Consider the following 22,925-nt stretch of genomic DNA (forward strand, 5'->3'; position numbering starts at 1 on the left):
AAAAAACCAGTCACCATCTCCCGTGTGGTAACGGCCGCTGAAGACCGTCTTTACGTTGATGGCTGGCTAAGGCCCACACTCTTCAGGAGAACTAATGTTTGACCACGTCAAATTCGGAGTCAGCGACTATGCAGCGAGCAAAGCGTTCTTCCTCAAGGCACTCGAACCGCTCGGCGTAGCTGTTGCCTCGGAGGGGCCGCCGACGTACGGTGTCGAGCTTAGCCCAAAGGGTAAGGCTTCATTGTGCCTGTACCAAACCGAGGAGAAGCCGGCGCATCTTCACTTGGCGTTCACGGCCGAGAATCGCAAGCAAGTCGAAGCTTTCTATCGCGCGGCTCTGGAGGCGGGTGGCAAAGACAATGGTGCGCCTGGTCTGCGCCCGCACTACCACGCGAACTACTATGCAGCTTTCGTCATTGGTCCGGACGGGCACAACATCGAAGTGGTTTGCCACGAACCCGAGGCCTAACCCTTCCATCGAGGGACGTCCACAAGCGGACTTCGCCCACTTGCGGCCGCCACTCATGTCAAACGTTGAGCGTTCGCTTTTTGGCGGCGGGCCGCACCGCGCGTACGACAGCTCAGGGGCGTTCTGAGACCCTCGCCCCACCCCGCAGATTGGCGATGAACCAGAAAAAAAGCGACCCGATGGGTTTGACCCGATGGGTCGCTTTTTTTTTCTGGCGCCACCGGCGCGCGGCGTCTTCAGACGATGCGGCAGGCTTCGTCGAACGGCAGGCGCGGCAGGCGCGGATGCAGCTTGTCGGCAACGCCGTAGCCCAGGTTGACCAGGAAGTTGACCGACCACTTGCCATCGGGGAAAAAGGCTGCGTTGAGCTTGTCGGCGTCGAAACCGGCCATCGGGCCGCAATCCAGGCCCAGCGCACGTGCGGCCAGGATGAAGTAGCCGTCTTGTAGCGAGCTGTTCATCAGCGCGTCGCGGGCGATCTTCTCATCGTTGCCGGCGTAACAGGAACGGGCGTCGGCGTGCGGGAACAGGCGCGGCAGTTGGTCGTGAAAGGCCTTGTCGAAGGCGATGATCACGGTGAGCGGCGCGGAGCGGGTCTTCGACGTTGCCGGCCGACACGCAGTCCACCAGGCGCGCCTTCTCGGCGGCGCTCTTGACGAAGACGATATCAATTTTTCTTTACTTCCATCACTCAGGGCCTGTCGCTGCTGAAAACGGGGGCTGTGAATATCGTGGTGGTCGGCACGCCACAGCGCTTGCCAAGCCTGCCCAACGTCCCCACGTTCGTGGAATCGGACATCGATGGGAGGCCCAATCCCTGGTGGGGCTACGGAGCGCCGGCGGGCACGCCGCCCGCTGTTGTCCAGAAACTTGAGCGGGCCATCAAGGCCGCGGTCAATTCGCCCCGCTACCAGGCCATGCTGGCCAGCACAGGTTCCCTCCCCATGCCCGCGGACAGTCCGGCCAAGTTCCAGGAATTCATCAGACTTGCTCCGAGAAACCCCGCCCTTCAGAGGCTGTCGCGAAAGCCCATTGCCGATAAAATCCGGTGACGCAACCCTGATGAAGAGATGAGCGATGAGCACGGCTCGCAAAGTACCATCACCGGACAGTAAGCAACACGATCTGTTTGGTGGAGTGCCGGCTCAAGATGTCAGACCCAGGCCAAACGCGTCGGATACGGGGCGCCGGTTTGTAACAGGCAACCCGCATGAGATTGTCTTGGGCACGACGCGCCTGGAGGACTATCTGAAGCAGGCCGGTCAACGTGCACCATTTGTCGTAGCGCATTTGCTCGGACAGCAGGACTGGCTACCGTTCGAGCAGCGCTATGCAGCCACCGGGCGCGCTCCTTACGCGCCGCGCCTGATGATGGGTCTGATCCTGTATGGCGTCATGCAGGGTGTTCATTCGCTGCGTGAGCTGGAGCGACTGGCGCGGCTGGACTTGGGATGCATGTGGGTGACAGGGGGTATCGCGCCGGATCATGCCAATATTGGTCGCTTCATCGTATTGCACGAGGACTCGCTGACCCAGGGGTTTTTTGAATCGCTCACGCGCGCGATATTGAAAGCCAGTGGTTCCCGCAGCACGCGTTTAGCCGGCGACGGCACCGTCATTGAAGCGGCTTGCTCGCACTACAATTTGCTCAAAGAAGAGGCCGTCAAGGCGCGCGCAGAAGCCGCTATCGAAGCGGTTGAGCGGGCCCCCGATGATCAGGCCGTGCAACAGGAGCTGCAACGCAGCAAACAATGCCAGGACATCTTCGAGCAGCGTCAAGCCGCTCGCCACAGCCATGGCAAGAGCAGCGAGACCTTGCGCATCAGCGCCAGCGAGCCGGAGGCCATGGTGCAGCGCCTGAAGCGCGGACGTGGGTTCGCGGCATCGTACAAACCGTCGGTTCTGGCCAACGAAGATCGGATCATCACGGCCCTCGCGCTGGACGCGTCGAGTGAAACACAGGTAATCGCGCCAATGCTGGATCAAAGCGCACGAGTGACGGGTGCGCAGGCAGAAGAAGTGTTGCTCGATGCAGGATACTTCGACGATGAGGTCATCGAAGCGACGCTTGCGCGTGATGTCAGCCTGTTATGCCCGGATGGGCAGTGGCCTGCAAAGACGCGGGAAGAAGGACTGTTCCATAAAAGCGCCTTTGACTATTACCCGCAAACTGACACCTATCATTGCCCCGCCGGGCAAACGCTGATCCTGCTGAGCAAGTGCGAACAAACACTGCGAAGCCGAGAGCATCGTGTGTATGGGTCTACGAGCTGCGAGGGATGCCACTTACGCGCGAACTGTACGAAAGCGGCGCAGGGACGACGCATCAAACGCTACCCCGAGGATGAGCATCGCGAGGCGCTTCGCCTCGTGATGCAGCATCCTCAGGCGCGACGCATTTTCAGCCAGCGCAAGGCGATCGTAGAACCTGTGTTCAGCAGCTTGCGTTCCCAGCAGGGGCTGAATCGCTTTCGGCGCAGTGGGCTCCAGGCGGTCAAGCGGGAATTCGCCTTGCATGTCCTGGCGCACAACCTGTCCCGGGCAGTTGCCCTGTCGAGGGCATTATTTACCCTTTTGTATGCGGTTCTACGCGGCCTCCACGAGGTTGCGCACTGTTTTTTGGGACAGATTCTTCGATTTGTTGGCTCGCGCCAAAGCAATCACATCCACGCTCGGACTTGAATTGGACGCACAGCAGAAACGTTTTGCGACGGCCTCTTCAGGGCGGGGAGTGAAAGGAGCGCCGCCGACAGGCGGCATTCCCAAGTTAGAATGGCCGGCATGCTTCTCGTCTATCGCTACCGGGTGAAGTCGCTGAACGGCCTGCTCAATCAGCAGAGCCGCGCGGTGAACTACGTTTGGAACTTCTGCAATGACACACAGAAGCACGCCCTCAAATGGGGGCAAGAAATGGCCCACGGGTTTCGAAGTGGCGGTGGCTGACACAGGCGGCGAAGTCAGGTATGTGGGGCGAGATCGTGAATACGCCGGAGGCGATCAGGAAGGCTGATCATGCAGCTCAAACGTGGCGGCGCCCGACCCTCATTCCGCACGTAGCTGGGCCGGGTGGTCATGTGCTGCATCGGCAACTGCTCGAAGGGTAGTGCAGAGATTAAAACGCAATTAATCGCCAAGCTTTCACGTACAACCGTGCGTAAGCTGGCTGGCATAAGGCCGTTCCCCTCGGAATAGAGCGCAACCATTACCGTTGCGGAGTATAATTTCATGATCATGAAACAATTTGGCGAGCAGCCTCTTCGCTGACTTCCCTCCACGAGACGGGCCTCCATGCCGCGACCACTACCTGATCCGACGCCACCTTCGCGCGCAACAATTCGCACCATTCATCAACTGGGCGACCGCATTCGAGCAACCCGCGCAGCGGAAGGGATGCCCATTGACCAGGCGGCGAGAACTTGCGCTGTCTCCGTCGGCATGCTGTCCAAGCTAGAAAATGGCAAGGGCGTCAACCTCGAGCACGCCCTGCGTGTATTGGACGGACTGGGTTTGACGATGCTGGTCGTTCCCAAGGCGCATGCGCCTTGGCTCGAACAGGCAGCAGCCCATGCGGCGAAGACCGGCGAGGATGCTGCCAGGGAACAGCATGCCTGGCTGGAAGGGTAGAGGCGCCGATCAGGATGGGCGTCAATCTCGTATGCGGTCCTCGATCGGTGCGGAAATGCCATTCGCTTGGGCTTGCTGACGCGCCTTCCGCCTTGCTGAGAGCTCTTGTCTCGATTCAGCTTGGTTACGCGCCTCCGACGGTTCTTTCCACTCAGCCTTGCGCTAGCGACTCTTCAGATCAGCCAGGAGTGCTTGCGCCGTGCGAACATCAGTGAGTTCACTTCCTTCCCTTATGCTTTCGCAAGCGGGCTGCAGCACGGCGTATGCATTTTCAATGTCACCCGTTGCTGCCAACAGGCGTGCAAGGCTGATCGCCGCCCGAAGCCCGAGAAAACTGGCGCCCTGCCTTTGCGCAACCGCGATCGCCTCGCGAAGGGACGCGAGTGCTTCTTCTCGTCGCACGGGGCACTGAGCTGCGAGCAATTCGCCTTTCAGACGCAGCATTTCCGAGAGCTGGAAGCGTCCGCCGTGCTGATTGACAGCGGCGAGCGCCCGATCGATCTCGACGAGCCCTGCCTCTGGTTTGCCCGCGCGGCCAAGCGCTTCGCCAAGCAGCGCATTGAAGTACGGCAGCCCCATTTCGGCACCCGTTGCACTGATTGCTGAAATGCCCTCCCGCATCCGTTCTATGCCCTCGTCGAGATCACCAAGCTGCGCCAGCGCCCAACCCAGCTGAAATATCCCTTGCGACAGCAGCAAGGGCAAAACGTACTCCTCGCAAACTGCAATTTCCCGCGCCGCCCACTGTCTCGCCAGCTCCGGCTCGCCACGCAGGAGATGCGCGAAGCTACATGCCCAGTATGCCAATGCCGTCGTCAGTGGATGACCAAGTTCTTGCGCGAGTTCCAGCGCCTCGTCGCAAATCGACAGCGATTTGTCCGGGTATCCGCGCAGGCACTGCACTAACGCGGTGAAGCATCGGCAGCACACACCAGGATCATGTCCAGAGTATTTGAATGTCAGCGCGTGGTCTCGCTCGCGCTCGTAAAGGACCATTCCTCTTGAACTATGAAACTCTGCGGTAGTGTATTCACCCATGAAAAAACTATTCGTCCAGAAAAGATGATGCGTCTCGATTTGCATCCCGTGGTCATGTGAACCCGCCGTCAGAGCTGTGCAACGATTGCCGAGTTCGCGGGCGATTTCCGACTCGCCACGGATCATTCGATACTGTCCTTCGCCCCGTAGCACGGTGAACAGTTCGCTCTCGTCTCCAAGCTCCTCGCAGAGCGCCCTCGCCTGCGTATACGCGTCAAGCACTTCTTTCGCCGCCCAGCCCTTCGCCGCCATCATGGTCATGCCCAGGACCTTCTGATAATCGAGTTCTTGCCTGAGCAGGGCAGGGGTGCGAGGCAACGTCCGGATGATCTCGAGCCCTCTGTTCAGGTGCTCAACCGCCTGCTGATACGCGGACCGCTGAAGAGCCTTGCCCGCAGACTGGTACAGATAATGAACAGCCTTGTCCCATAGTTCGCCAGCAAGCGCGTGATGCGCGAGGCGTTCGACATGCTCGTCGAGACGTTGCGCGTAAAGTCGCTCGATGACATCCACAAGCTGTACGTGCACTGAGCGTCGCCGCTCTTTGAGTACGCTTGCATAAGCGACACGATGCGTGAGCGCGTGCTTGAAGGTGTATTGCTGGTGCAGCAAAAACCGGGTCTGATAGACGAATTCAGCCGCCTGCAGATCAGCCAGCAGATCGAGTACCCGTTCGCGGTCGAGATCGGCTATCGGCTGCAGAAGATCGACCGGAAACTCGTGACCGATCACGGCCGCCATCTGCAGCAGGATCTTCTGCTGCGCGGACAGGCGATCGATCCGCGAAGCAAGGACCGCGTGCACGGTCGATGGAATATCGAACGTGTCGATGGCTCGAACCATCTGGTAGGCACCCATCTGGCCGACCAGTGCGCCCGCATCTGCCAGCGCACGAACAGACTCTTCCAGGAAAAGGGGCGTGCCTCCCGTGCGCTCGATCAGGCGCCGGCGAAGCGCGGAAAGCCCGCCGTCGTCGCCGAGCAGCGTCCGCAGCAGCAGTTCTGCGCTTTCGTCGCCAAGACTGTCCACGTGCAGTTGGGAAAAATAGCTCTTGCCAGACCATTTGTGCCGATACTCGGGTCGATGGGTCACGAGAAGCATCACGCGCGACGCACCAATGAAGTCGACGAGATGATCGAGCACAGCCTGGGTGCCGTCATCGATCCAGTGCAGATCCTCGACAACGAGTATCAGTGGACGCTGCTCACTCGCGCGGATCACAAGCGTGGCAACCGCTTCGAGCGTGCGCTTGCGCCTTTGCGGCGGACTCGCCATCTCCCATTGCGGATCGTCCGGCGGCAAGTCCAGCACTACAGCGAGCGCGGGACGCGTCGACGCGAGTTCCGGGTCGACCGCGTCGACGCCGCGACGAAGCTTGTCGGCTGCCTCGGCCAGTGGCTCGCGCTCGCCGATGCCGAACCATGTCCGCAGCAGGTTGGCGAGCGGAAGATAGATCGCGCTAGTGTCGTGTGAGGTCGTGCCGGTCTCGAATTTTGTCCACCCGGCCGCTTGTTCCGAGTTGACAAACTCGTGCACGAGGCGAGACTTTCCCACGCCTGGTTCTCCGACGATCGCGCATACCTGGCCTGCGCTGCGTCCGGCACGCTCGAGCATCCCCTGCAAACTGGCCATCTCCGCGTCGCGGCCGACAAAACGTGTGAGGCCGCGTACGGTGCGAGCGTTCCAGCGAAGACGCAACGCAGACTTCGTACGCAGCATGAAAATTTCGACGGGAGGCGTCGCGCCAGGAAGCGGCGTCGCGCGAGGATCCGAGACCTCGATGAAGCCTTCCGCACACCGCGCCGTGTCGGCGCTCACGCCGATCTCTCCGGCAGAGAGCGCGGCCTCTATCTGATTTGCAAGCTGCGGTACAGAGCCAAGCGCGTCATAGTGTTGCGACCGGTCGTTTCCAATCGTCCGGACGACGGCCTCGCCAGAATGTATGCCGATCCGTACATCCAGAGGCCGGTCAATGATCGCCGAGATGCCTTCGCGCATCGCGAGCGCTGCGTAACACGCTTGCACCGCATGGTCTTCGTGTGCGACAGGCGCCCCAAACAGTGCTGTCACACCATCGCTTCTGAGCTGGGTGACCAAGCCGCCGAATCGCCGAACAGCGTCGACCATTGCTTTCAGCACAGGGTCGACGCGCTCAAGCGCAATTTCGGGATCCATGTCGCTAATTGGCTCGCGCATGCGCGCGCAGAGCACACTTAGCTGCTTACGCTCCGCCGGCAATACCGTCGCACTGTCTGCTTCGTACTCAGCGCGCCACGCGCTGCCGGACTGCTGAGCCGGCTTCCCGACAGACACAGCTGGACCTGCAGTCTCTCTATCCCCGCCTGAATCCTGCTGGATTCGGGCTGCCAGACGTTGCGTGCCCTCTGCGGGGGCAATGCCAAGTTCGGTATTGAGCACACGGACGCATTCCTGATATTGGCGAACGGCAGCGTCCCGGCGTCCCGTCCTCGCATAGAGCCTCATAAGCACCGCATGGGCCCATTCGAGTAATGGGTCCAAAGCCAGTGCTCTGCTTGCCGCCGCAATTGCACGACTAAATTCGCCAGACTGCTCATAATGGCTGACGAGTTCGGCGAACGCTTCCACAGCGCGCTCATGAAACCAGCGACGCTCGACCATCATCCACTGCTCGAAGGGCTCTTCACGCAGGCCAAAACCATCCAGTAGTGCGCCCCGATAGAGCGCGACAGCCTTTGCCAGTGCATCGGGAGACCGCTCAGTCGCGAGGTGCGTGAATTGCAACGCGTCGACTTCCACGAGATGTGCGTCGAGCCAGATGGCATCCGGCTCCGCTTTCAAAAATGGCGGCGCGTTCGGGAGAATCCGGCGCAAGCTCGACAGTGTCTGCCGCAAACTGGCTCTCGCCTGCTCTTCAGCGCTGCGCTCCCAGAACACACTTGCCAGTTGCTCTCGCGAGCGCAGCATGCCTGGCGACAAGGCAAGGTAGGCCAGGATGGCCTTGCTCTTCCTGGTGGGAAAGTCCAGCGGCACATGCTGCCCAGCAAGCCGGATGTGCAGGCCTCCGAGGACTTCGATCTTGAGCCGGGTCATGTCGTGCGTGAGGTGATGCGTCGCCCTCAAACAGTGTACTCCGCGCTGCACGACATTCAGGCATCCCATGCAGACTGCCCGCCCGTCTGTCCTTCATGAGTCTCTTTTTTTTTAACGGCGTTTTTACGCGGCCTCGCACGCTGTTCACAGATCGATGACGTCCGCCAACGATAGTTGGATCGTGACGATGCCGTACGCCCAACCTGGCTGACACGTTCGAGGGGCCGGGAAATCCCGGGCGGCACCGGCACGGCAGCTCACGCACCCCAGAGCCTCAGAACTGCCGCCAGGCTGCCGTGTGAGGTATCCGTGAATCGCAACTGAAGGAGATGTTTCAATGGAAATCATGACTGATGGGCATAAGCTCAACACCAACCGCTATGCCAAGTGTATCGCTGCATCCAAGCGCGTCCGCTGGGATATCGACCGCGACGTGATTCGCGGCAGAAGCTTCGATTTCACGAAAAAGTTTCTCCCGGACGCGCTATCGAAGGTCGATGCTCTCGCCTTTCTTGGTTCCGACGAGCAGCGCCTGCTCAGTCAGATTCAGGGCCGCACTTACGCAAACATGTTTGGCCTCGTCGAACGCTTCATTGCAGCGAAGGTACTGGAGATGAGCGGCCCATACCGCCTCGGCGACCAAAGCGCACTCGAAGCACTCGTCCGGTTCACCGATGAAGAAATCAAGCATCAGGAGCTGTTTCGCCGCATCGAAGGCATGTGCGCCGAAGGCATGCCAGCCGGTTACACGTTTTTGCCGGATGCAAACAGCGTGGCGTCGTTCGTACTCGCGAAGTCCACATGGGCAGTGCTCGCTCTAACCTGTCACATCGAACTCTTCGTGCTCGCGCACTATCGCGGCAGCATCGACGGGGACCCGAATTCGTCTGAACTATGGAAGGATGTCTTTCTCTATCACTGGCGCGAGGAATCACAGCATGCGATTCTCGATGAAATCGAATGGCGCCGCGAAGATGCGACGCTTTCACCTGAAGAACGTGACGCAGGTGTCAACGATCTGATCGAACTGATCGCCGCCGTCGACGGCATGCTGCAAACACACGCTCGCGCGGACGCTGATTACTTTGCGATGATCTGCGGACGATCGCTGCCAATGGCCGACAAAGAATCTGTGCGCATGAGCCTGCTTGCAGCATACAGGTGGCAATACATCATTTCCGGAGTGCAGGAACCCCGCTTCAGTCAGATTCTCGGCGGTATGATCACTGGGAACCAGGTGTCTCGAATCGAAACCGCGATGGCACCAATCATGAGTTAGCGCGACAGCGCCGGCTGCGAACCCCCCCGTTTGCGGCCGGTAAGTATCAGAACCGGAGCTTTGCGGCGAGAAGGCGGGGTCGCGGCTATGGGGGGAACAAGTTGCCGAACACCACAAATGACCTGTTGGCCTGCCGGTAGGGCATTGTGGCACCGAGCTCTGCATGATCGAGACATTATCGTTTGCCAGCCCGCCTTCTTGATAGGTCTCCCGCCGCGCGCCCCCTATTGAAACAGGTAGAGCGAACGTTGCCCCTCGTTTGCCCGATCACCTGTACCGGCGATTGCACCCATGGATTTGCCGCCGGAACAATCCGCGTCACTCCCGGTGCCAGCGCAACCGGCGAAAGCGAACATCAAGGCCGCGAATCCCGTGCACACGATCTTGCTCATGAAAATGTCCTTCAGATTCCAATAGGTAAGGGGAGTGCTCCGCAAGGGGTATTCCCTCCGCATGTCCCCATCCGCTGTATCAAGTAGGCCTGATGTTCTGATTCACACGGAACAGATTTTCCGGGTCGTACTTCCGCTTGATTTCCGCCAGGCGCGCATAGTTGTCGCGATAGGCCGCCTTCACGTTGTCATTACCCTCGTCCATCATCATGTTGATGTAGCCTCCGCCTGCCGCGTACGGGTGCAGCGCCAGCCAATAGTCCTTCGCCCACCGAGTCATGCGATCGTTGTTGGCCGCGTCGGGATCCACGCCGACAATCACGCTGGCGAAGTTCGCATCGCGGTAGCTGAATGCAGTGTCGTTTCGGCCTGCGCGATGCGCCGCGCCGTTGATCGGATACAGGTGCATGGTCGAATGCATCGTCGGCAACTGCTGCGCGTACTTGATGTGCAGGTCAATCGCCTTGTCGCTCAGGTCGCTCACGAAGTCGGCTTTCCAGTACCACTGCAAGCCAGGCGGATACAGCCCGTCGAACAGGCTCTGCAGGACCGGCCATGGAATGGGCCCGGCAAAGTCCACCGCTGGCGGCATGGCGTCGCGAATCGGCTGGAAGCGGGCTTCGGCTTCATCCAGCGGGCCGGTATAGCACCACACCACGGCGCACATCTTTTGCAGGTGAACAGCGTCGGGGAACGGCGGCGCGGGCGGAACCGTAACGAAGCCGAACCAGCCATTGATGTCCTGCGGCGCGGTCAAGATGAACTCGCGCCACCATTTCATCAACTCGCGCGCCTTGTCCATCGGCCACAGCATCGGGCCGCCGTAGACCGTGCCGACGGGATGGGCCTTGAACTCGAACGACGTGACCACGCCAAAGTTGCCACCGCCGCCGCGCAGCGCCCAGAACAGGTCCGCGTTTTCGTCGTCGCTGGCATTGACCAAGCGTCCGTCGGCCAGCACAACCTCCGCACTGAGCAGGTTATCGATCGTCAAACCGAATGCTCGGCTGAGATAGCCAATGCCCCCGCCAAGCGTCAGCCCGCCCACACCGGTGGTCGAGATGAATCCGCTGGGCGTCGCCAGGCCATAGGGGCTTGCGGCATGATCCACATCGCCCCAGGTGCAGCCACCGCCGACGCGAAGCGTCCTGCGCTTCGCATCGACAAACACGCCTTTCATCGGTGACAGATCAATTACCAGTCCGCCATCGCATGTGCCGAGCCCGGCGCCATTGTGTGCGCCTCCGCGCACGGCCAACATCAGTCCCCCGTCTCGCGCGGCGTTCACCGCCGCAATGACGTCTGCAACGTCGTTGCAGCGCGCGATCAGCGCCGGGCGCTTGTCGATTATTCCGTTGTATACCTTGCGCGCCTGGTCGTAGGCCGCATCACCAGGTTGAATCAATTCGCCCCGAAAATGCGGTTTAAGCGCGGTTGCGACGGTCTCATTCAGCGAAGATTCCATGGCTGCCTCCTGCACGGTTGGTATGCAGTAGTTGTATCAACCGCAGCGTCTGGAAAGCGTTAGGTCGGGCGTTAGATGTGAGATCTTCCTGCCCGGCCGGGCTGAGCGGTCCAACCGCAACTAACGCACAAGGAACGCTCGCGCCTCGATGATGTCGGGCTGGTCGAAGCCCTCGGTGAATCGGGCGAGCGGCGGCTCGACCGCAGTACGCGCGTCAACGTGGCCCTGTTTCTGTCGCAGCTTTGCCAGCGACAGGGCGGCGCGCAACTCGAGTGAGTGAGCTCCCTGGCTCGTGGCGATCTCGAGCGCCCTGAGCAACGACGATTCGGCTTCGACGAAGTTGGCGCTGTTGTGCAACAGCAGCTCGCCGCGCAGGCGATACAGTTCGGCGTCCAGCCAGTGCTCCCCTGTGCGCCTGGAGTCATCGAGCGCTCGATCGAGCGCTGCAAGCGCGGCCTCGGTTTCACCCACGTCGCCCAGACATTCCGCCAGCAGCCCGCGATACAGCGTCAGCCGCAGGCGTGCGCCCGTGGCGAGAAAGCCGTCGATAGCCGCCTGCATCCCTGCCACAGCCTCGGGGCTCGGCGACTGTTTGGCGCTCGCCCATGCGAGCAGCACGTCGGCCCAGGCGAGGTAATACCCGACGTGGTACCGTTCGGCGATCTCATGCGCCTGTCTGGCGTAGTGAAGCGTGAGACCGTGCTCGCGTCGCAGGGCATGCTGCATGGCGAGATAGGCCAATGCAAGCGCCTGGGAGAATGGGTGTGCCACGCGATTCGCCATCGCCAGTGCTTCGCGCCCACGCTGCAAGGCCTGGTCGGCAAGTCCCGTGAACCAGAATGCATGCGCCGACCATGCTGCGGCCAATACGCCGAAGTTGCCGCCCATCAGTGACACATGCTCGGCGTGCTGGGCCTCGTCATACGCGTCGTGCGCACGTTGATACGCAGCTTCCACCGCCACCCAATCTCCCTTCTGGACCAGGCTCCCCATCACGTTGGTCCACGCCATCACCGCGTAGGTACCCGAGCCAAGCGGGCCCAACCCCGCAAGGAGTTCCTCGCTCAGGCTCTGTGCCTGCGCAATTTCCGCCCTCACTTCGAGAAAGAATGCAAGGCTGACCTGAGCGCGCGCCTGTTGACTGACGTCGCCCGCGGATCTGCTGAGTTCCACGGCGCCTCGCAGCGGCGATTCCAGCTCGGGAGCCGCCCAGCCGCGGGAGATGCGGATGGGTGGCGCAAGGTCGAGTTGCAATGCCAACGACTGCCTGGCGCGCTCTTGTGGGTCCACGATCTGATTGGCTTGTGACAGCCCGCGTTGCAGCAGCGCGATTGCATCGTCATAGGCATACACACTCTGTGCGACGCCAGCCGCGTGACGATAGAAAGCGGCTGACCGGCTGGTCTGGCCCGCCTGCTCGTAGTGCGCAGCAATCTGTGCGCTTACAGCGTCGAGATCACCGCCTGGTTCCTGCTCGAGTGCCCGCGCCACGCGCTGATGCAAGCGGCGGCGCAGCAGGGGGCTCACCTCGGCGTATGCCACGTCCCTGATCTTGTCATGGCTGAAGTCAAAGGCCATGCTCCCACTGTCGGGCTGGCGCACAATGCGCCGTTGCCAGAGTTCGTCCAACGCGCTTGCGAGAGCGTCCTCGCTCAAGTCGCTCGCCAGGGCGAGTACGTCGGCGTTGAAGGCGCGTCCAATGATCGCGGCTAGCCCGACGATGTCCCTTGCGGCGGGCGAGAGTTGCGCCAGCCGATTCGAGATGACCGAATATACCTTGGGTGGCAACTTCGAACTTGTCCCACTCTGCGCTCCATCGGCCGTCGCGATGTCCGAGCGGGCGCGCATCATCTCGACTGTGAACAAAGGATTTCCCTCGCTCTCCTGGAACAGCCGTGTGGCCTCCGTATCGGCCAGCGGTCGATCTATGATCTGGGCCGCGATCTTCGCGGTTTCGGCGGCATCCAGGGCGTCCAGTGATATCTCGATGAGTTGGTCGTCGCGGCGCAAGGCGTCAAGCAGCCGGTTCACGGCGTGCAATGGCATGATTTCTTCATGACGCGCCGTAGCGACCACCAGGAGCTTCGCGCCCACGTCGAAGTGCATCAGAAAGCGCAGCCATTCGAGCGTCTCCGCGTCGCACCATTGCAGATCGTCTAGCAACAACAGCAGCGGCCCGCCTTTCGCCAGGACAGCTCGTGCCAGCGCCTCGAAGAAGCGCTGGCGTTGCCAGTATTCGGTGAACGGAGAGGGCGGTGACAAGCCGGGTTGCTGCGTCAGCAGTTCAGGCAGAAGACGGGCGACTTCGGTCAGCCATAGTTTGTCGAGCCGGCTTATCGCTTCGTGCAGCGCATGGCTTCGTAGCCAGGCGGTGACCGGCGTGAGCGCAAGCCGTCCCTCGGCGGCGTAGGCGCGCGAGTGCGCCGCGGTGATTCCTTGCCCGGCGATATATACGAGAAACTCCTGTGCCAGGCGCGATTTGCCAATGCCGGCTTCGCCCGAGATCAGGGTGAATTGCTTGTCGCCGAGTTGCGTGCGCTGCCACACTTCGAGGAGCTGTTGCCATTCACGATCACGTCCAATCAAGGGCAACGTTGCGTCCCGCGGGCGTTGGAGTTGCGTTGGTGCAGCCTCGGCAGCGAGGCGCGCATAGGCCTCTCGCAGAGCGCTGCTCGGCACGACGCCTAACTCGCGCTCGAACGTTTCAACACAGGATCGATAGGCGCGCAACGCGGACGCTTGATCGCGGTTCAGTGCATGCAGACGCATCAACGTCATATAGGTAGGTTCGCGGCATGGATCTAGCCGCTGCAATTGTTGCGTGTGCTTCAACGCCTTTGCGTAGTCGCGTCTGTTCTCACTCAACTCGCTGAGACGGGCGAGCGCCGCGATGCACTGTTCGCGCAGATGATCGCGCTCCGGGGCTATCCACTCATCGAGGCAATTCGCTAACAAGTCGCCGCGATACAACTCCGCGGCATGCGTCAGCATTTCCTCTTCGGCGGCGGCGTCTCCGTTCTTGGCAGCTTGCTCTGCAGTGGCGAGGGCGATTTGGAACTGGGCCACATCAAGATCGAGCGCCGAATCGGGCAGCCATCGCACCATTTGCGCATCGGCGTGGACGAGCCGGGCTGCCTGCGGCCAAGCCTTGCGCAGCTGAAACAGGAGTTGACGCAGAGCATTGCGCGCCTGGGCTTGCCCGGAATCGGGCCAGAACAGAAATGCAAGTTGCTGGCGCGACTGCGGCGCGCCCCGACGCAGAATCAGGTAGGCAAGCAGCGCCTGTAATCGGGGGGAGTTCGCATCGGGTATGTGCGCGTCAGCACCGTCGAGATGGAACTCACCGAACAACCGGACAGAGTAACGAGCTTCAGGAGGCATGCTGAGACACTGTGCTGGAGCCCATCCGCATCTCCGAGTTTGAGCCGGAAGTGGCGCACCACGGCGATCAACCGCAGCGGTGCCTGTCTGACGTAACCGCGCTTTCGGTAAAAAGCATTGCGCAACAAAGTCTTGCGGAATCGCGGCAACAATTCAGCGTAACTTGAATTTTTGATTGGTTTGGACATTTTTGCACCGCTCGCGTCAATCTGCATCGAAAGCGCGGAGCTCCCAGGCAGGCGCGGTGAGGTATTGAAACTGCATGGCGCGCCCGGCAACGGCGAGTGCCTGACACCAACATTGTCAATACCAGATTCAAATGTCGGGCTGGCTGTTTAGAAATGTCGGCACGGTCGTGCTTTTTGCGCGGGGGTGAAGGCTTTTAGGGGGGTGGATAGGGCGGTGATGCTGGCCGGAAGCGGCTGATTCGGGATCAGGGTGGCGCAGGGGAAGCCCCACCGGCAAAGTTTGAATGTCCGCACGAAGAACTACAGGCCGACCTAGCGGCCCGACAGCTGCGACCTCGCGCCCCCACAAATGCAAATAATCGCCAGTGCGATGCCGCATCTTTGCGGAGCAAGCATGCCCGTTGGCTGGCAACGAGGGGCCGTGCACTCGCAGGCAGGGCAAGGCCGCTATTTGGCAGGCGTTGGGCTAGCCTCGGTGCCAGGCCATTTCGGCGTGATGCGATGCTGGCACCTTCGACGAGGCAGGCCCGGGCAGTGGACATGTTGGTCATGGCGCAGTTCCCGTGCGACGTCACCTCCATCTCCAGGCAGGCCCGAAAAAACTTCGCACTGGCCGCGCCGTATCTCATGGGTCACTTATGTCGCACGATTTCTCATACTGCGCCACATCCGCGCCAGATTCTGGCGCAGTTTGAAGACGTCGCACGCCAAAATAAAAACGCAATTAATCGCCAGGCAAGGCCTACAACCACTGGGCGACCGCATTCGAGCAACCCGGGCAGGGGAAGGGATGCCCATTGACCAGGCGGCGAGGCATTGCGGCGTCTCTGTCGGCATGCTGTCCAAGCTGGAGAACGGCAAGGGCGTCAATCTCGAGCACGCCCTGCGTGTGATGGACGGACTGGGTTTGACGATGCTGGTCGTTCCCAAGGCGCATGCGCCTTGGCTCGAACAGGCAGCAGCCCATGCGGCCAAGCCTGGTGAACTGGCAGCGTGGGATCAGCATGCCTAGCTGGAGAAGTCGCGTGGTGCCCTGATCAGCGCAGGTGTAATGCCGGGCTGCGGCCTGTCAGCGATGTACACACTTGGGTTTGACGCGGCCGCGGTTGGCCAAGACGCCGCGCGGGAAGCGCGTGGCCCTGAGACAAATCGTTGCGTACCTTCGCCGGGCCTGTGCCGATACCCTGACCTCAGGGACATCGATGAGAATCAGCTGGGCTTCGACACATTCGCAGGATTTGATCGCGCTATTGCCGCACGACTGCTCGCAGATGCCGCGCCCGTTTCGCATCGGACCTGGCTGACGTGCCTGGCCTCTTGGCCGGCCAGATCCACCCGCGATGCGCCTTCCACCAGGCAAGTTGGGCCGCCTGAAAGTTCTGGTACCCGAAAAGTAAAAACCCCACACTTCAGAAAAGTGTGGGGTTCGCAGCAGTCTGAAGCCCACCTCCGGGCGAGCTACTTCGACTAAGGAATGCGACGAGGGCGCCTGAAGGAGCCCTCCCCAAGACCTTAACGCTGGGACCGGGTTCGGGGGGAGTGGTCCCAGACCGAGGGTTGCAGCTCAGAGGGGGGCGCGGTCAGACGCAATATAGTACCTGGCGCCGTCGGTATAGGTGTCGAATTTGCCGCTTTTCGCGCCGTCAGTGTAAACGTCGTACTTCCCAGACCTCGCGCCGTCAGTGTAAGTGTCGAATTTGCCACTCTTGGCAAGCGCCGGAGCGGCCGACAGAGCGGCGGCGAGTGCGGCGACAGCGATCAGGGTTTGGCGATTGGTATTCATGGCTCACCTCTTCTTCAAACTGGTGGATGCCAATGTCATCCCTTGACCAGGGTTTGTTGCGCTGCGGCATCCGATGGCAGCATATTAGGGATTTCCCTTGTAACGGTAAACCCCTACGCTCACAATGATCGGTTTCAACAACCACAATAATCTGCCCTGAACCGGCCTTCACGGTCGCCCACAGGTCATGGCTCAGCTAGCGCGGGATGTGCGGCTTCGTTGGCGCGCGCCGCCGGCGGGCGAGGGCAAGCGGGTTGCCGGCCAGGTATCCCGCCTCGGTCAGCCAGGCGAACAGCGCATTCAGGATGACCATCGCCTGGCGCACGCTGCCGGGCGAGAGCGGCCCGGCAAACGGGCGCCAGTCCGGATGGTTGCGCGCGAGCTTCTTGCTCCCGGCGAGGACGCAGCGCGCGGCCGGTTGCGAGTCGGCCAGGAAGCGCTCGTAGGCCAGCAGGCCCTCGTGCGTGAGCGAGACAGCGGCTTGCCCAGCTGCAGGACCGCCTACAGGGATCAGTCGCTCGACTTCGCGCCGGTAGGTTGGGAGGGTCGCTGGTTTGTCGTCGTACCGGGCGAGCCAGGCGGTGACGGCGGCCCGGTCGTCGGCCGCGGCGATGCGGGCGGCCGGGGCAGGTGCGCGGTTGCTGCCGTCGCGCCCGGCCAGGACCGGCGGCAGGCGCAGACGCTCGAGCCGTGGAAGAGAGTGGTTGCACCTTGGCCAGCAGCGACCGCCCCTCCGCGAGGGTCAGGCCCAGTTGCGCAAGGTCACTGGCCTCGTCGGCCAACCTGGCTTCGATGATCATGCGCTGGACGGACGAAGGGGCGCACTGCATGGTGCAGGTTAGGGTCGCGGTTTTGAACGGCGAACTCTCACCCGACCGCATCTCGGCGCTCGAGATCGCCGCCTCGCGTCACAGCAAATCCATCGGGCATGAGCGGGCAATTCAACTACAGCGCCTTCAACGTTTCGAAGTCGCTTTGCACGAATCGCACTGCGTCGGCGGCAAGCTCGTGCAACCAGCGGGGATCGCGCTTGCTCACGTCCTCCAGGATTCGCTTGCGGCGCTTGCCGGCGGCGTGGATCGCGCCCAGCTCGGTGCCCATCGCCTCCAGAAGCTTCGTGCCAAGCCCTTGCTCCGCGACATCCTCGAGTTCCACCTTGTGGGCGTCAGGGGCGATGCGCCGCAAGACGTAGCCAGACTTGATGCGCAGCTTCGGGTCAGGCGAGCGATGCGCGCCGAAGGCCAGATCCAGGACGCGGCTCCTGGCGGGTGATTTCGAGTGGGCCCAAAGCCATGCGGAAGGAACCAGAGCCTTGGCTTCCTGGACGAGGCGGCCACCCTGCCAGCGCGCGATCACCAGAAACCGCGGCCGGCCGAGACTGCCGCCACCTTTGGTGCGCGAGGCGTAACGCTCGATCTTCGCCCCCTTGGGCAGGCTGTTCCGAAGCGCGTGACGCACGGGTGTCGGCGGTGACGCGTCAGGATAGTCGTCCACCTCCTTCCAGAACTTGCGCGAGGCGTCTTGTGACCCGGCGACCAGCGGCCGCAGCCAATGTTCGCGCTCGTCGAGCAGCATCGGGTGCGGCTTGTCCAGGCCTTTCAGGTAGCCCTCGAGGATGGCCGAGGCGGCGTCCCCGGCGCTGACGCGCAGCGTCGGCGCCAGGTCGGCACTGGTTGCCAAGCGGACGAGGTCATAGGCATACGGCATCGCCGCGGCCTCGTCGAAGTCGTTGACGCCCCATACCAGGCGCGCCTGCGCATCTCGCCAGGTGCCGAAGTTCTCGACGTGGATATCGCCGACACACACGACTTTCGGCGCATCCGTGCATCCGGGGCAGGTGGAGCCAATCGTTCTGGCCCAGCGAAAGTAGGTCGCGCGCAGGAAGTCGAAGGGGCTTCGTCGCATGCGCTCATGCTTCGCCTGCAGATCCGATTCGATGACGCTGCATTGCTTGCGCAGCCAGCGCTCGTACGAAGAGATGTCGCGATCCAGGCTTGCCACGATACCCTCCGTCCGGTCAGTTGGTACTGTAGTTCATCAGACTTGCTCCGAGAAACCCCGCCCTTCAGGGCCTTCAGGGCGGGGAGTGAAAGGAGCGCCGCCGACAGGCGGCATTCCCAAGTTAGAATGGCCGGCATGCTTCTCGTCTATCGCTACCGGGTGAAGTCGCTGAACGGCCTGCTCAATCAGCAGAGCCGCGTAGTGAACTACGTCTGGAAATTCTGCAATGATACGCAGAAGCACGCGCTCAAATGGGGCAAAAAATGGCCTACGGGCTTCGATTTGAACGTGCTGACGACCGGCAGCAGCAAGGAGCTCGGCATCCATTCGGGTACCGTCAATGCGGTTTGCGAGCAGTACGCCAAGTCGCGTAGCCAGCATCGCCGGCCCTACTTGCGCTATCGCGGCCGCAGATCCCTCGGCTGGGTGCCGCTCAAGGGCCGGGATCTCAAGCGCTCGGGCGACGCATTCCGCTTTGCCGGCAGCACATTTCGCGTGTTCAACTCGAGGCCCCTTCCCGAGGGCAAGATCAAGGACGGCACGAATTTCTCGCGCGACGCCCGGGGCAATTGGTTCCTGAACATCGTGATTGAAGTTGCCGACACTCAGGCCCGCTGCCCGGAACGCGGCGTCGGCATCGATCTGGGCTTGAAGGACCTTGCCACACTCTCCACCGGCGAGAAGATCGGGAATCCGCGCCACCTTGGCCAACTTGAGCAAGCCCTTGCCAAAGCGCAGCGTGCGCGCAAGAAACGACAGGCCACCAACGTCCACGCGCGCATCACCAATGCGCGGCGTGACTTCCTGCACAAGCTCTCGCATCGCATCGTGCGGGACTTCGACTACATCGCGGTGGGTAATGTGAATGCCGCCAGCCTCGCCAGAACCAGCATGGCGAAGTCCGTCCTCGATGCAGGCTGGTCGTCCTTCCGCACAATGCTCGCGTACAAGGCGATTGCGCATGGCGCGTGGTACGAGGAAGTCGACGAACGTTTCACCACCCAGGTCTGCTCTTCGTGTGACACGATGCCGCCGGAGAGGCCGAAAGGTATCGCAGACCTTGGAATAAGGCAGTGGGTATGCAGTCGATGCGGTGCTGTACATGATCGCGATGTGAACGCTGCGCTAAATATCCTTGCCCGATCGGGACATCGATCGCCTGTAGAGGGAATCTCCTCCCTTTAGAGGCCGTCGCAAAACGTTTCTGCTGTGCGTCCAATTCAAGTCCGAGCGTGGATGTGATTGCTTTGGCGCGAGCCAACAAATCGAAGAATCTGTCCCAAAAAACAGTGCGCAACCTCGTGGAGGCCGCGTAGAACCGCATACAAAAGGGTAAATAATGCCCTCGACAGGGCAACTGCCCGGGACAGGTTGTGCGCCAGGACATGCAAGGCGAATTCCCGCTTGACCGCCTGGAGCCCACTGCGCCGAAAGCGATTCAGCCCCTGCTGGGAACGCAAGCTGCTGAACACAGGTTCTACGATCGCCTTGCGCTGGCTGAAAATGCGTCGCGCCTGAGGATGCTGCATCACGAGGCGAAGCGCCTCGCGATGCTCATCCTCGGGGTAGCGTTTGATGCGTCGTCCCTGCGCCGCTTTCGTACAGTTCGCGCGTAAGTGGCATCCCTCGCAGCTCGTAGACCCATACACACGATGCTCTCGGCTTCGCAGTGTTTGTTCGCACTTGCTCAGCAGGATCAGCGTTTGCCCGGCGGGGCAATGATAGGTGTCAGTTTGCGGGTAATAGTCAAAGGCGCTTTTATGGAACAGTCCTTCTTCCCGCGTCTTTGCAGGCCACTGCCCATCCGGGCATAACAGGCTGACATCACGCGCAAGCGTCGCTTCGATGACCTCATCGTCGAAGTATCCTGCATCGAGCAACACTTCTTCTGCCTGCGCACCCGTCACTCGTGCGCTTTGATCCAGCATTGGCGCGATTACCTGTGTTTCACTCGACGCGTCCAGCGCGAGGGCCGTGATGATCCGATCTTCGTTGGCCAGAACCGACGGTTTGTACGATGCCGCGAACCCACGTCCGCGCTTCAGGCGCTGCACCATGGCCTCCGGCTCGCTGGCGCTGATGCGCAAGGTCTCGCTGCTCTTGCCATGGCTGTGGCGAGCGGCTTGACGCTGCTCGAAGATGTCCTGGCATTGTTTGCTGCGTTGCAGCTCCTGTTGCACGGCCTGATCATCGGGGGCCCGCTCAACCGCTTCGATAGCGGCTTCTGCGCGCGCCTTGACGGCCTCTTCTTTGAGCAAATTGTAGTGCGAGCAAGCCGCTTCAATGACGGTGCCGTCGCCGGCTAAACGCGTGCTGCGGGAACCACTGGCTTTCAATATCGCGCGCGTGAGCGATTCAAAAAACCCCTGGGTCAGCGAGTCCTCGTGCAATACGATGAAGCGACCAATATTGGCATGATCCGGCGCGATACCCCCTGTCACCCACATGCATCCCAAGTCCAGCCGCGCCAGTCGCTCCAGCTCACGCAGCGAATGAACACCCTGCATGACGCCATACAGGATCAGACCCATCATCAGGCGCGGCGCGTAAGGAGCGCGCCCGGTGGCTGCATAGCGCTGCTCGAACGGTAGCCAGTCCTGCTGTCCGAGCAAATGCGCTACGACAAATGGTGCACGTTGACCGGCCTGCTTCAGATAGTCCTCCAGGCGCGTCGTGCCCAAGACAATCTCATGCGGGTTGCCTGTTACAAACCGGCGCCCCGTATCCGACGCGTTTGGCCTGGGTCTGACATCTTGAGCCGGCACTCCACCAAACAGATCGTGTTGCTTACTGTCCGGTGATGGTACTTTGCGAGCCGTGCTCATCGCTCATCTCTTCATCAGGGTTGCGTCACCGGATTTTATCGGCAATGGGCTTTCGCGACAGCCTCTTTAGGGAGGAGAGGATGTCAAGGACGAGCGTTGGCGTAATCTTCGTGAGTTCAACTCGGGTGACTCGACATAAGCGCCCACAAAGTGGGCTTGACATACAACTAGTTGACACCTGTATTACTCATAAGTCAGGAATTTGGCGGACAAATAGTCTATCCTTGAGCGATGGTCATTGAGGGGAGCGCTCATGAAGCACGACGGCCGCAGCCTGGCTCACAACACGCTTGAAGAAATGCGCATCCTGGCGGTGCAACGCATGGCCGAGGGGGAGCATCCGGATGATGTCGCGGCATCGTTCGGGATGAATCGGTCGTGGGCGTACAAGATTCGCGCCCAGGCGAGCGGCCGCGGTGTACGGGCGCTGCGCTCGACCAAAGGCACGGGTCGCCCGCGCACGCTCACGCCTGCGCAGGAGCAGCGGGTGTTGCGATGGATCAACGGCAAGAATCCGATGCAGTACGGGTTCGATTTTGGGCTGTGGACGCGCAACCTGGTTCGCGAACTGGTGCAGCAAAAGTTCGGCGTGACGCTGAGTCTGGCCTCGATCGGCGCGATGCTGGCACGCCTGAACCTGACGCCGCAAAAGCCGCTGCAGCGCGCTTACCAGCGCGATCCAGAGGCAATCGATCGCTGGCGGCACGACACGTATCCGGCCATTGCCAAGCAGGCTCGTGAGCAGAAGGCGGATATCTTCTTCTGGGACGAATCGGGCTTTCGCGCTGACTCGGTGCATGGCAAGACCTGGGCGCCGCGCGGCGAAACCCCCATTGTCGAGCGTCCCGGCCAACGGCAAAGCATGAGCGCGGCGTCCGCCGTCAACTCGAAGGGTGCCTTCTGGTTCGCAACGTACGAAGGCGGGCTCAGCGGTGAGTTGTTCGTCACGCTGCTCAAGAAGCTGATGTTCAATCGAAAGAAGGCGGTGCATCTGATCGTCGACGGATTGCCAGCGCATAAGAAAGCCATCGTCAAGGACTACGTCGCCAGTACGCAGGGCAAACTGACCTTGCATTTCCTGCCTGGTCACGCCCCGGACCTCAATCCGGATGAGTTGGTGTGGAGTCACGTCAAGCGCAACGGCGTCGCGCGATCCCCTTTGCAAAAAGGCGAAAAGCTGGGTCCGCGAATTCACGAGCAGCTTGCACAAATTCGCCGCGACCCGAAGCTCGTGCGCTCGTTCTTCAGGCACCCATCTGTCCGCTATATTACTGACTTATGAGTAACTTCAAGTGCATTCTGCAAGCCGTCCATTCGCATCGAGCGAATCGAGCTGAAGGCTCGCGGAGGGCTAGTGGACGCCTACCGGCGCGCGCCACGCAGCCCTCACCGCGTCAGTGGGCGCGGC

15 protein-coding genes and 2 pseudogenes are annotated in these 22,925 nt (G+C 61.2%); 9 read left to right on the forward strand and 8 right to left on the reverse strand.

Annotated elements, in window-relative coordinates:
* The first annotated feature begins 94 nt into the window (after nt 1-94).
* Nucleotides 95-469, forward strand: coding sequence for a VOC family protein (locus tag AC10V3_RS34905; protein ID WP_454754267.1), 375 nt, complete (start codon nt 95-97; stop codon nt 467-469).
* A gap of 236 nt (nt 470-705) precedes the next feature.
* Here AC10V3_RS34905 and AC10V3_RS34910 read toward each other — a convergent pair.
* A pseudogene (locus AC10V3_RS34910) lies at nt 706-1,135 on the reverse strand (malonic semialdehyde reductase); the annotation flags it as partial.
* Between the two features lie 56 nt (nt 1,136-1,191).
* Here AC10V3_RS34910 and AC10V3_RS34915 point away from each other — a divergent pair.
* From AC10V3_RS34915 to AC10V3_RS34930, 4 genes and pseudogenes are all read left to right on the forward strand, one after another.
* A complete protein-coding gene (locus AC10V3_RS34915) occupies nt 1,192-1,521 on the forward strand; it encodes a tripartite tricarboxylate transporter substrate-binding protein (protein ID WP_490924452.1) in 330 nt (109 codons plus the stop codon).
* Between the two features lie 169 nt (nt 1,522-1,690).
* Nucleotides 1,691-3,151: an IS1182 family transposase gene (locus AC10V3_RS34920; RefSeq protein WP_490924454.1), complete on the forward strand. Its 1,461-nt coding sequence runs from the start codon at nt 1,691-1,693 to the stop codon at nt 3,149-3,151.
* A gap of 99 nt (nt 3,152-3,250) precedes the next feature.
* A pseudogene (locus AC10V3_RS34925) lies at nt 3,251-3,419 on the forward strand (RNA-guided endonuclease InsQ/TnpB family protein); the annotation flags it as partial.
* A gap of 338 nt (nt 3,420-3,757) precedes the next feature.
* A complete protein-coding gene (locus AC10V3_RS34930) occupies nt 3,758-4,093 on the forward strand; it encodes a helix-turn-helix domain-containing protein (protein WP_349607603.1) in 336 nt (111 codons plus the stop codon).
* Nucleotides 4,094-4,255: 162 nt separating this feature from the next.
* On the opposite strand, the gene AC10V3_RS34935 is transcribed toward AC10V3_RS34930, so the two are convergent.
* On the reverse strand, nt 4,256-8,203 hold the full coding sequence (locus AC10V3_RS34935) for an AfsR/SARP family transcriptional regulator (protein WP_490924455.1): 3,948 nt from the start codon (nt 8,201-8,203) through the stop codon (nt 4,256-4,258).
* A 337-nt stretch (nt 8,204-8,540) separates the two neighbouring features.
* Between AC10V3_RS34935 and AC10V3_RS34940 the strand changes: the two genes are divergently transcribed.
* A complete protein-coding gene (locus AC10V3_RS34940; RefSeq protein ID WP_490924456.1) occupies nt 8,541-9,482 on the forward strand; it encodes a hypothetical protein in 942 nt (313 codons plus the stop codon).
* Nucleotides 9,483-9,706: 224 nt separating this feature from the next.
* Here AC10V3_RS34940 and AC10V3_RS34945 read toward each other — a convergent pair whose 3' ends face one another.
* The 3 genes from AC10V3_RS34945 to AC10V3_RS34955 form a co-directional block, all read right to left on the reverse strand.
* Nucleotides 9,707-9,874 carry a hypothetical protein gene (locus AC10V3_RS34945; protein WP_454754254.1) on the reverse strand — a complete coding sequence of 56 codons (168 nt, stop codon included), beginning with the start codon at nt 9,872-9,874 and terminating at the stop codon, nt 9,707-9,709.
* A 79-nt stretch (nt 9,875-9,953) separates the two neighbouring features.
* Complete coding sequence (locus tag AC10V3_RS34950; protein WP_490924458.1) at nt 9,954-11,339, reverse strand: FAD-binding oxidoreductase; 1,386 nt, start codon at nt 11,337-11,339, stop codon at nt 9,954-9,956.
* Between the two features lie 120 nt (nt 11,340-11,459).
* Entirely contained in the window at nt 11,460-14,720 is a 3,261-nt protein-coding gene (locus AC10V3_RS34955; protein ID WP_490924460.1) for an ATP-binding protein, read from the reverse strand.
* Between the two features lie 978 nt (nt 14,721-15,698).
* Here AC10V3_RS34955 and AC10V3_RS34960 point away from each other — a divergent pair.
* The gene (locus AC10V3_RS34960; RefSeq protein WP_490924461.1) at nt 15,699-15,920 is read left to right on the forward strand and encodes a helix-turn-helix domain-containing protein; all 222 of its coding nucleotides are present in this window, start codon (nt 15,699-15,701) and stop codon (nt 15,918-15,920) included.
* A 552-nt stretch (nt 15,921-16,472) separates the two neighbouring features.
* Here the strand turns inward: AC10V3_RS34960 and AC10V3_RS34965 are convergent.
* Nucleotides 16,473-16,691, reverse strand: a complete 219-nt coding sequence (locus AC10V3_RS34965; RefSeq protein WP_490924462.1) for a hypothetical protein — start codon at nt 16,689-16,691, stop codon at nt 16,473-16,475.
* A 945-nt stretch (nt 16,692-17,636) separates the two neighbouring features.
* On the reverse strand, nt 17,637-18,692 hold the full coding sequence (locus AC10V3_RS34970; RefSeq protein ID WP_349607587.1) for a DUF2252 family protein: 1,056 nt from the start codon (nt 18,690-18,692) through the stop codon (nt 17,637-17,639).
* A gap of 135 nt (nt 18,693-18,827) precedes the next feature.
* Between AC10V3_RS34970 and AC10V3_RS34975 the strand changes: the two genes are divergently transcribed.
* A complete protein-coding gene (locus tag AC10V3_RS34975) occupies nt 18,828-19,877 on the forward strand; it encodes an RNA-guided endonuclease InsQ/TnpB family protein (RefSeq protein WP_490924463.1) in 1,050 nt (349 codons plus the stop codon).
* A gap of 35 nt (nt 19,878-19,912) precedes the next feature.
* Here AC10V3_RS34975 and AC10V3_RS34980 read toward each other — a convergent pair whose 3' ends face one another.
* Nucleotides 19,913-21,373: an IS1182 family transposase gene (locus AC10V3_RS34980; RefSeq protein WP_490924454.1), complete on the reverse strand. Its 1,461-nt coding sequence runs from the start codon at nt 21,371-21,373 to the stop codon at nt 19,913-19,915.
* Nucleotides 21,374-21,770: 397 nt separating this feature from the next.
* Here AC10V3_RS34980 and AC10V3_RS34985 point away from each other — a divergent pair, with 397 nt between their 5' ends.
* Entirely contained in the window at nt 21,771-22,799 is a 1,029-nt protein-coding gene (locus tag AC10V3_RS34985) for an IS630 family transposase (protein ID WP_490924464.1), read from the forward strand.
* The last annotated feature ends 126 nt before the right edge of the window (nt 22,800-22,925 follow it).

This window comes from Cupriavidus sp. PB-02, assembly GCF_058252315.1.

Bases quoted from the DNA above. Each gene is read 5' to 3' on its own strand.
- AC10V3_RS34905 (WP_454754267.1), top strand. From the start codon at position 95: ATGTTTGACCACGTCAAATTCGGAGTCAGCGACTATGCAGCGAGCAAA.
- AC10V3_RS34935 (WP_490924455.1), bottom strand. From the start codon at position 8,203: ATGACCCGGCTCAAGATCGAAGTCCTCGGAGGCCTGCACATCCGGCTT.
- AC10V3_RS34985 (WP_490924464.1), top strand. From the start codon at position 21,771: ATGAAGCACGACGGCCGCAGCCTGGCTCACAACACGCTTGAAGAAATG.
- AC10V3_RS34965 (WP_490924462.1), bottom strand. From the start codon at position 16,691: ATGAATACCAATCGCCAAACCCTGATCGCTGTCGCCGCACTCGCCGCC.
- AC10V3_RS34940 (WP_490924456.1), top strand. From the start codon at position 8,541: ATGGAAATCATGACTGATGGGCATAAGCTCAACACCAACCGCTATGCC.
- AC10V3_RS34955 (WP_490924460.1), bottom strand. From the start codon at position 14,720: ATGCCTCCTGAAGCTCGTTACTCTGTCCGGTTGTTCGGTGAGTTCCAT.
- AC10V3_RS34945 (WP_454754254.1), bottom strand. From the start codon at position 9,874: ATGAGCAAGATCGTGTGCACGGGATTCGCGGCCTTGATGTTCGCTTTC.
- AC10V3_RS34960 (WP_490924461.1), top strand. From the start codon at position 15,699: ATGCCCATTGACCAGGCGGCGAGGCATTGCGGCGTCTCTGTCGGCATG.
- AC10V3_RS34930 (WP_349607603.1), top strand. From the start codon at position 3,758: ATGCCGCGACCACTACCTGATCCGACGCCACCTTCGCGCGCAACAATT.
- AC10V3_RS34950 (WP_490924458.1), bottom strand. From the start codon at position 11,339: ATGGAATCTTCGCTGAATGAGACCGTCGCAACCGCGCTTAAACCGCAT.
- AC10V3_RS34975 (WP_490924463.1), top strand. From the start codon at position 18,828: ATGCTTCTCGTCTATCGCTACCGGGTGAAGTCGCTGAACGGCCTGCTC.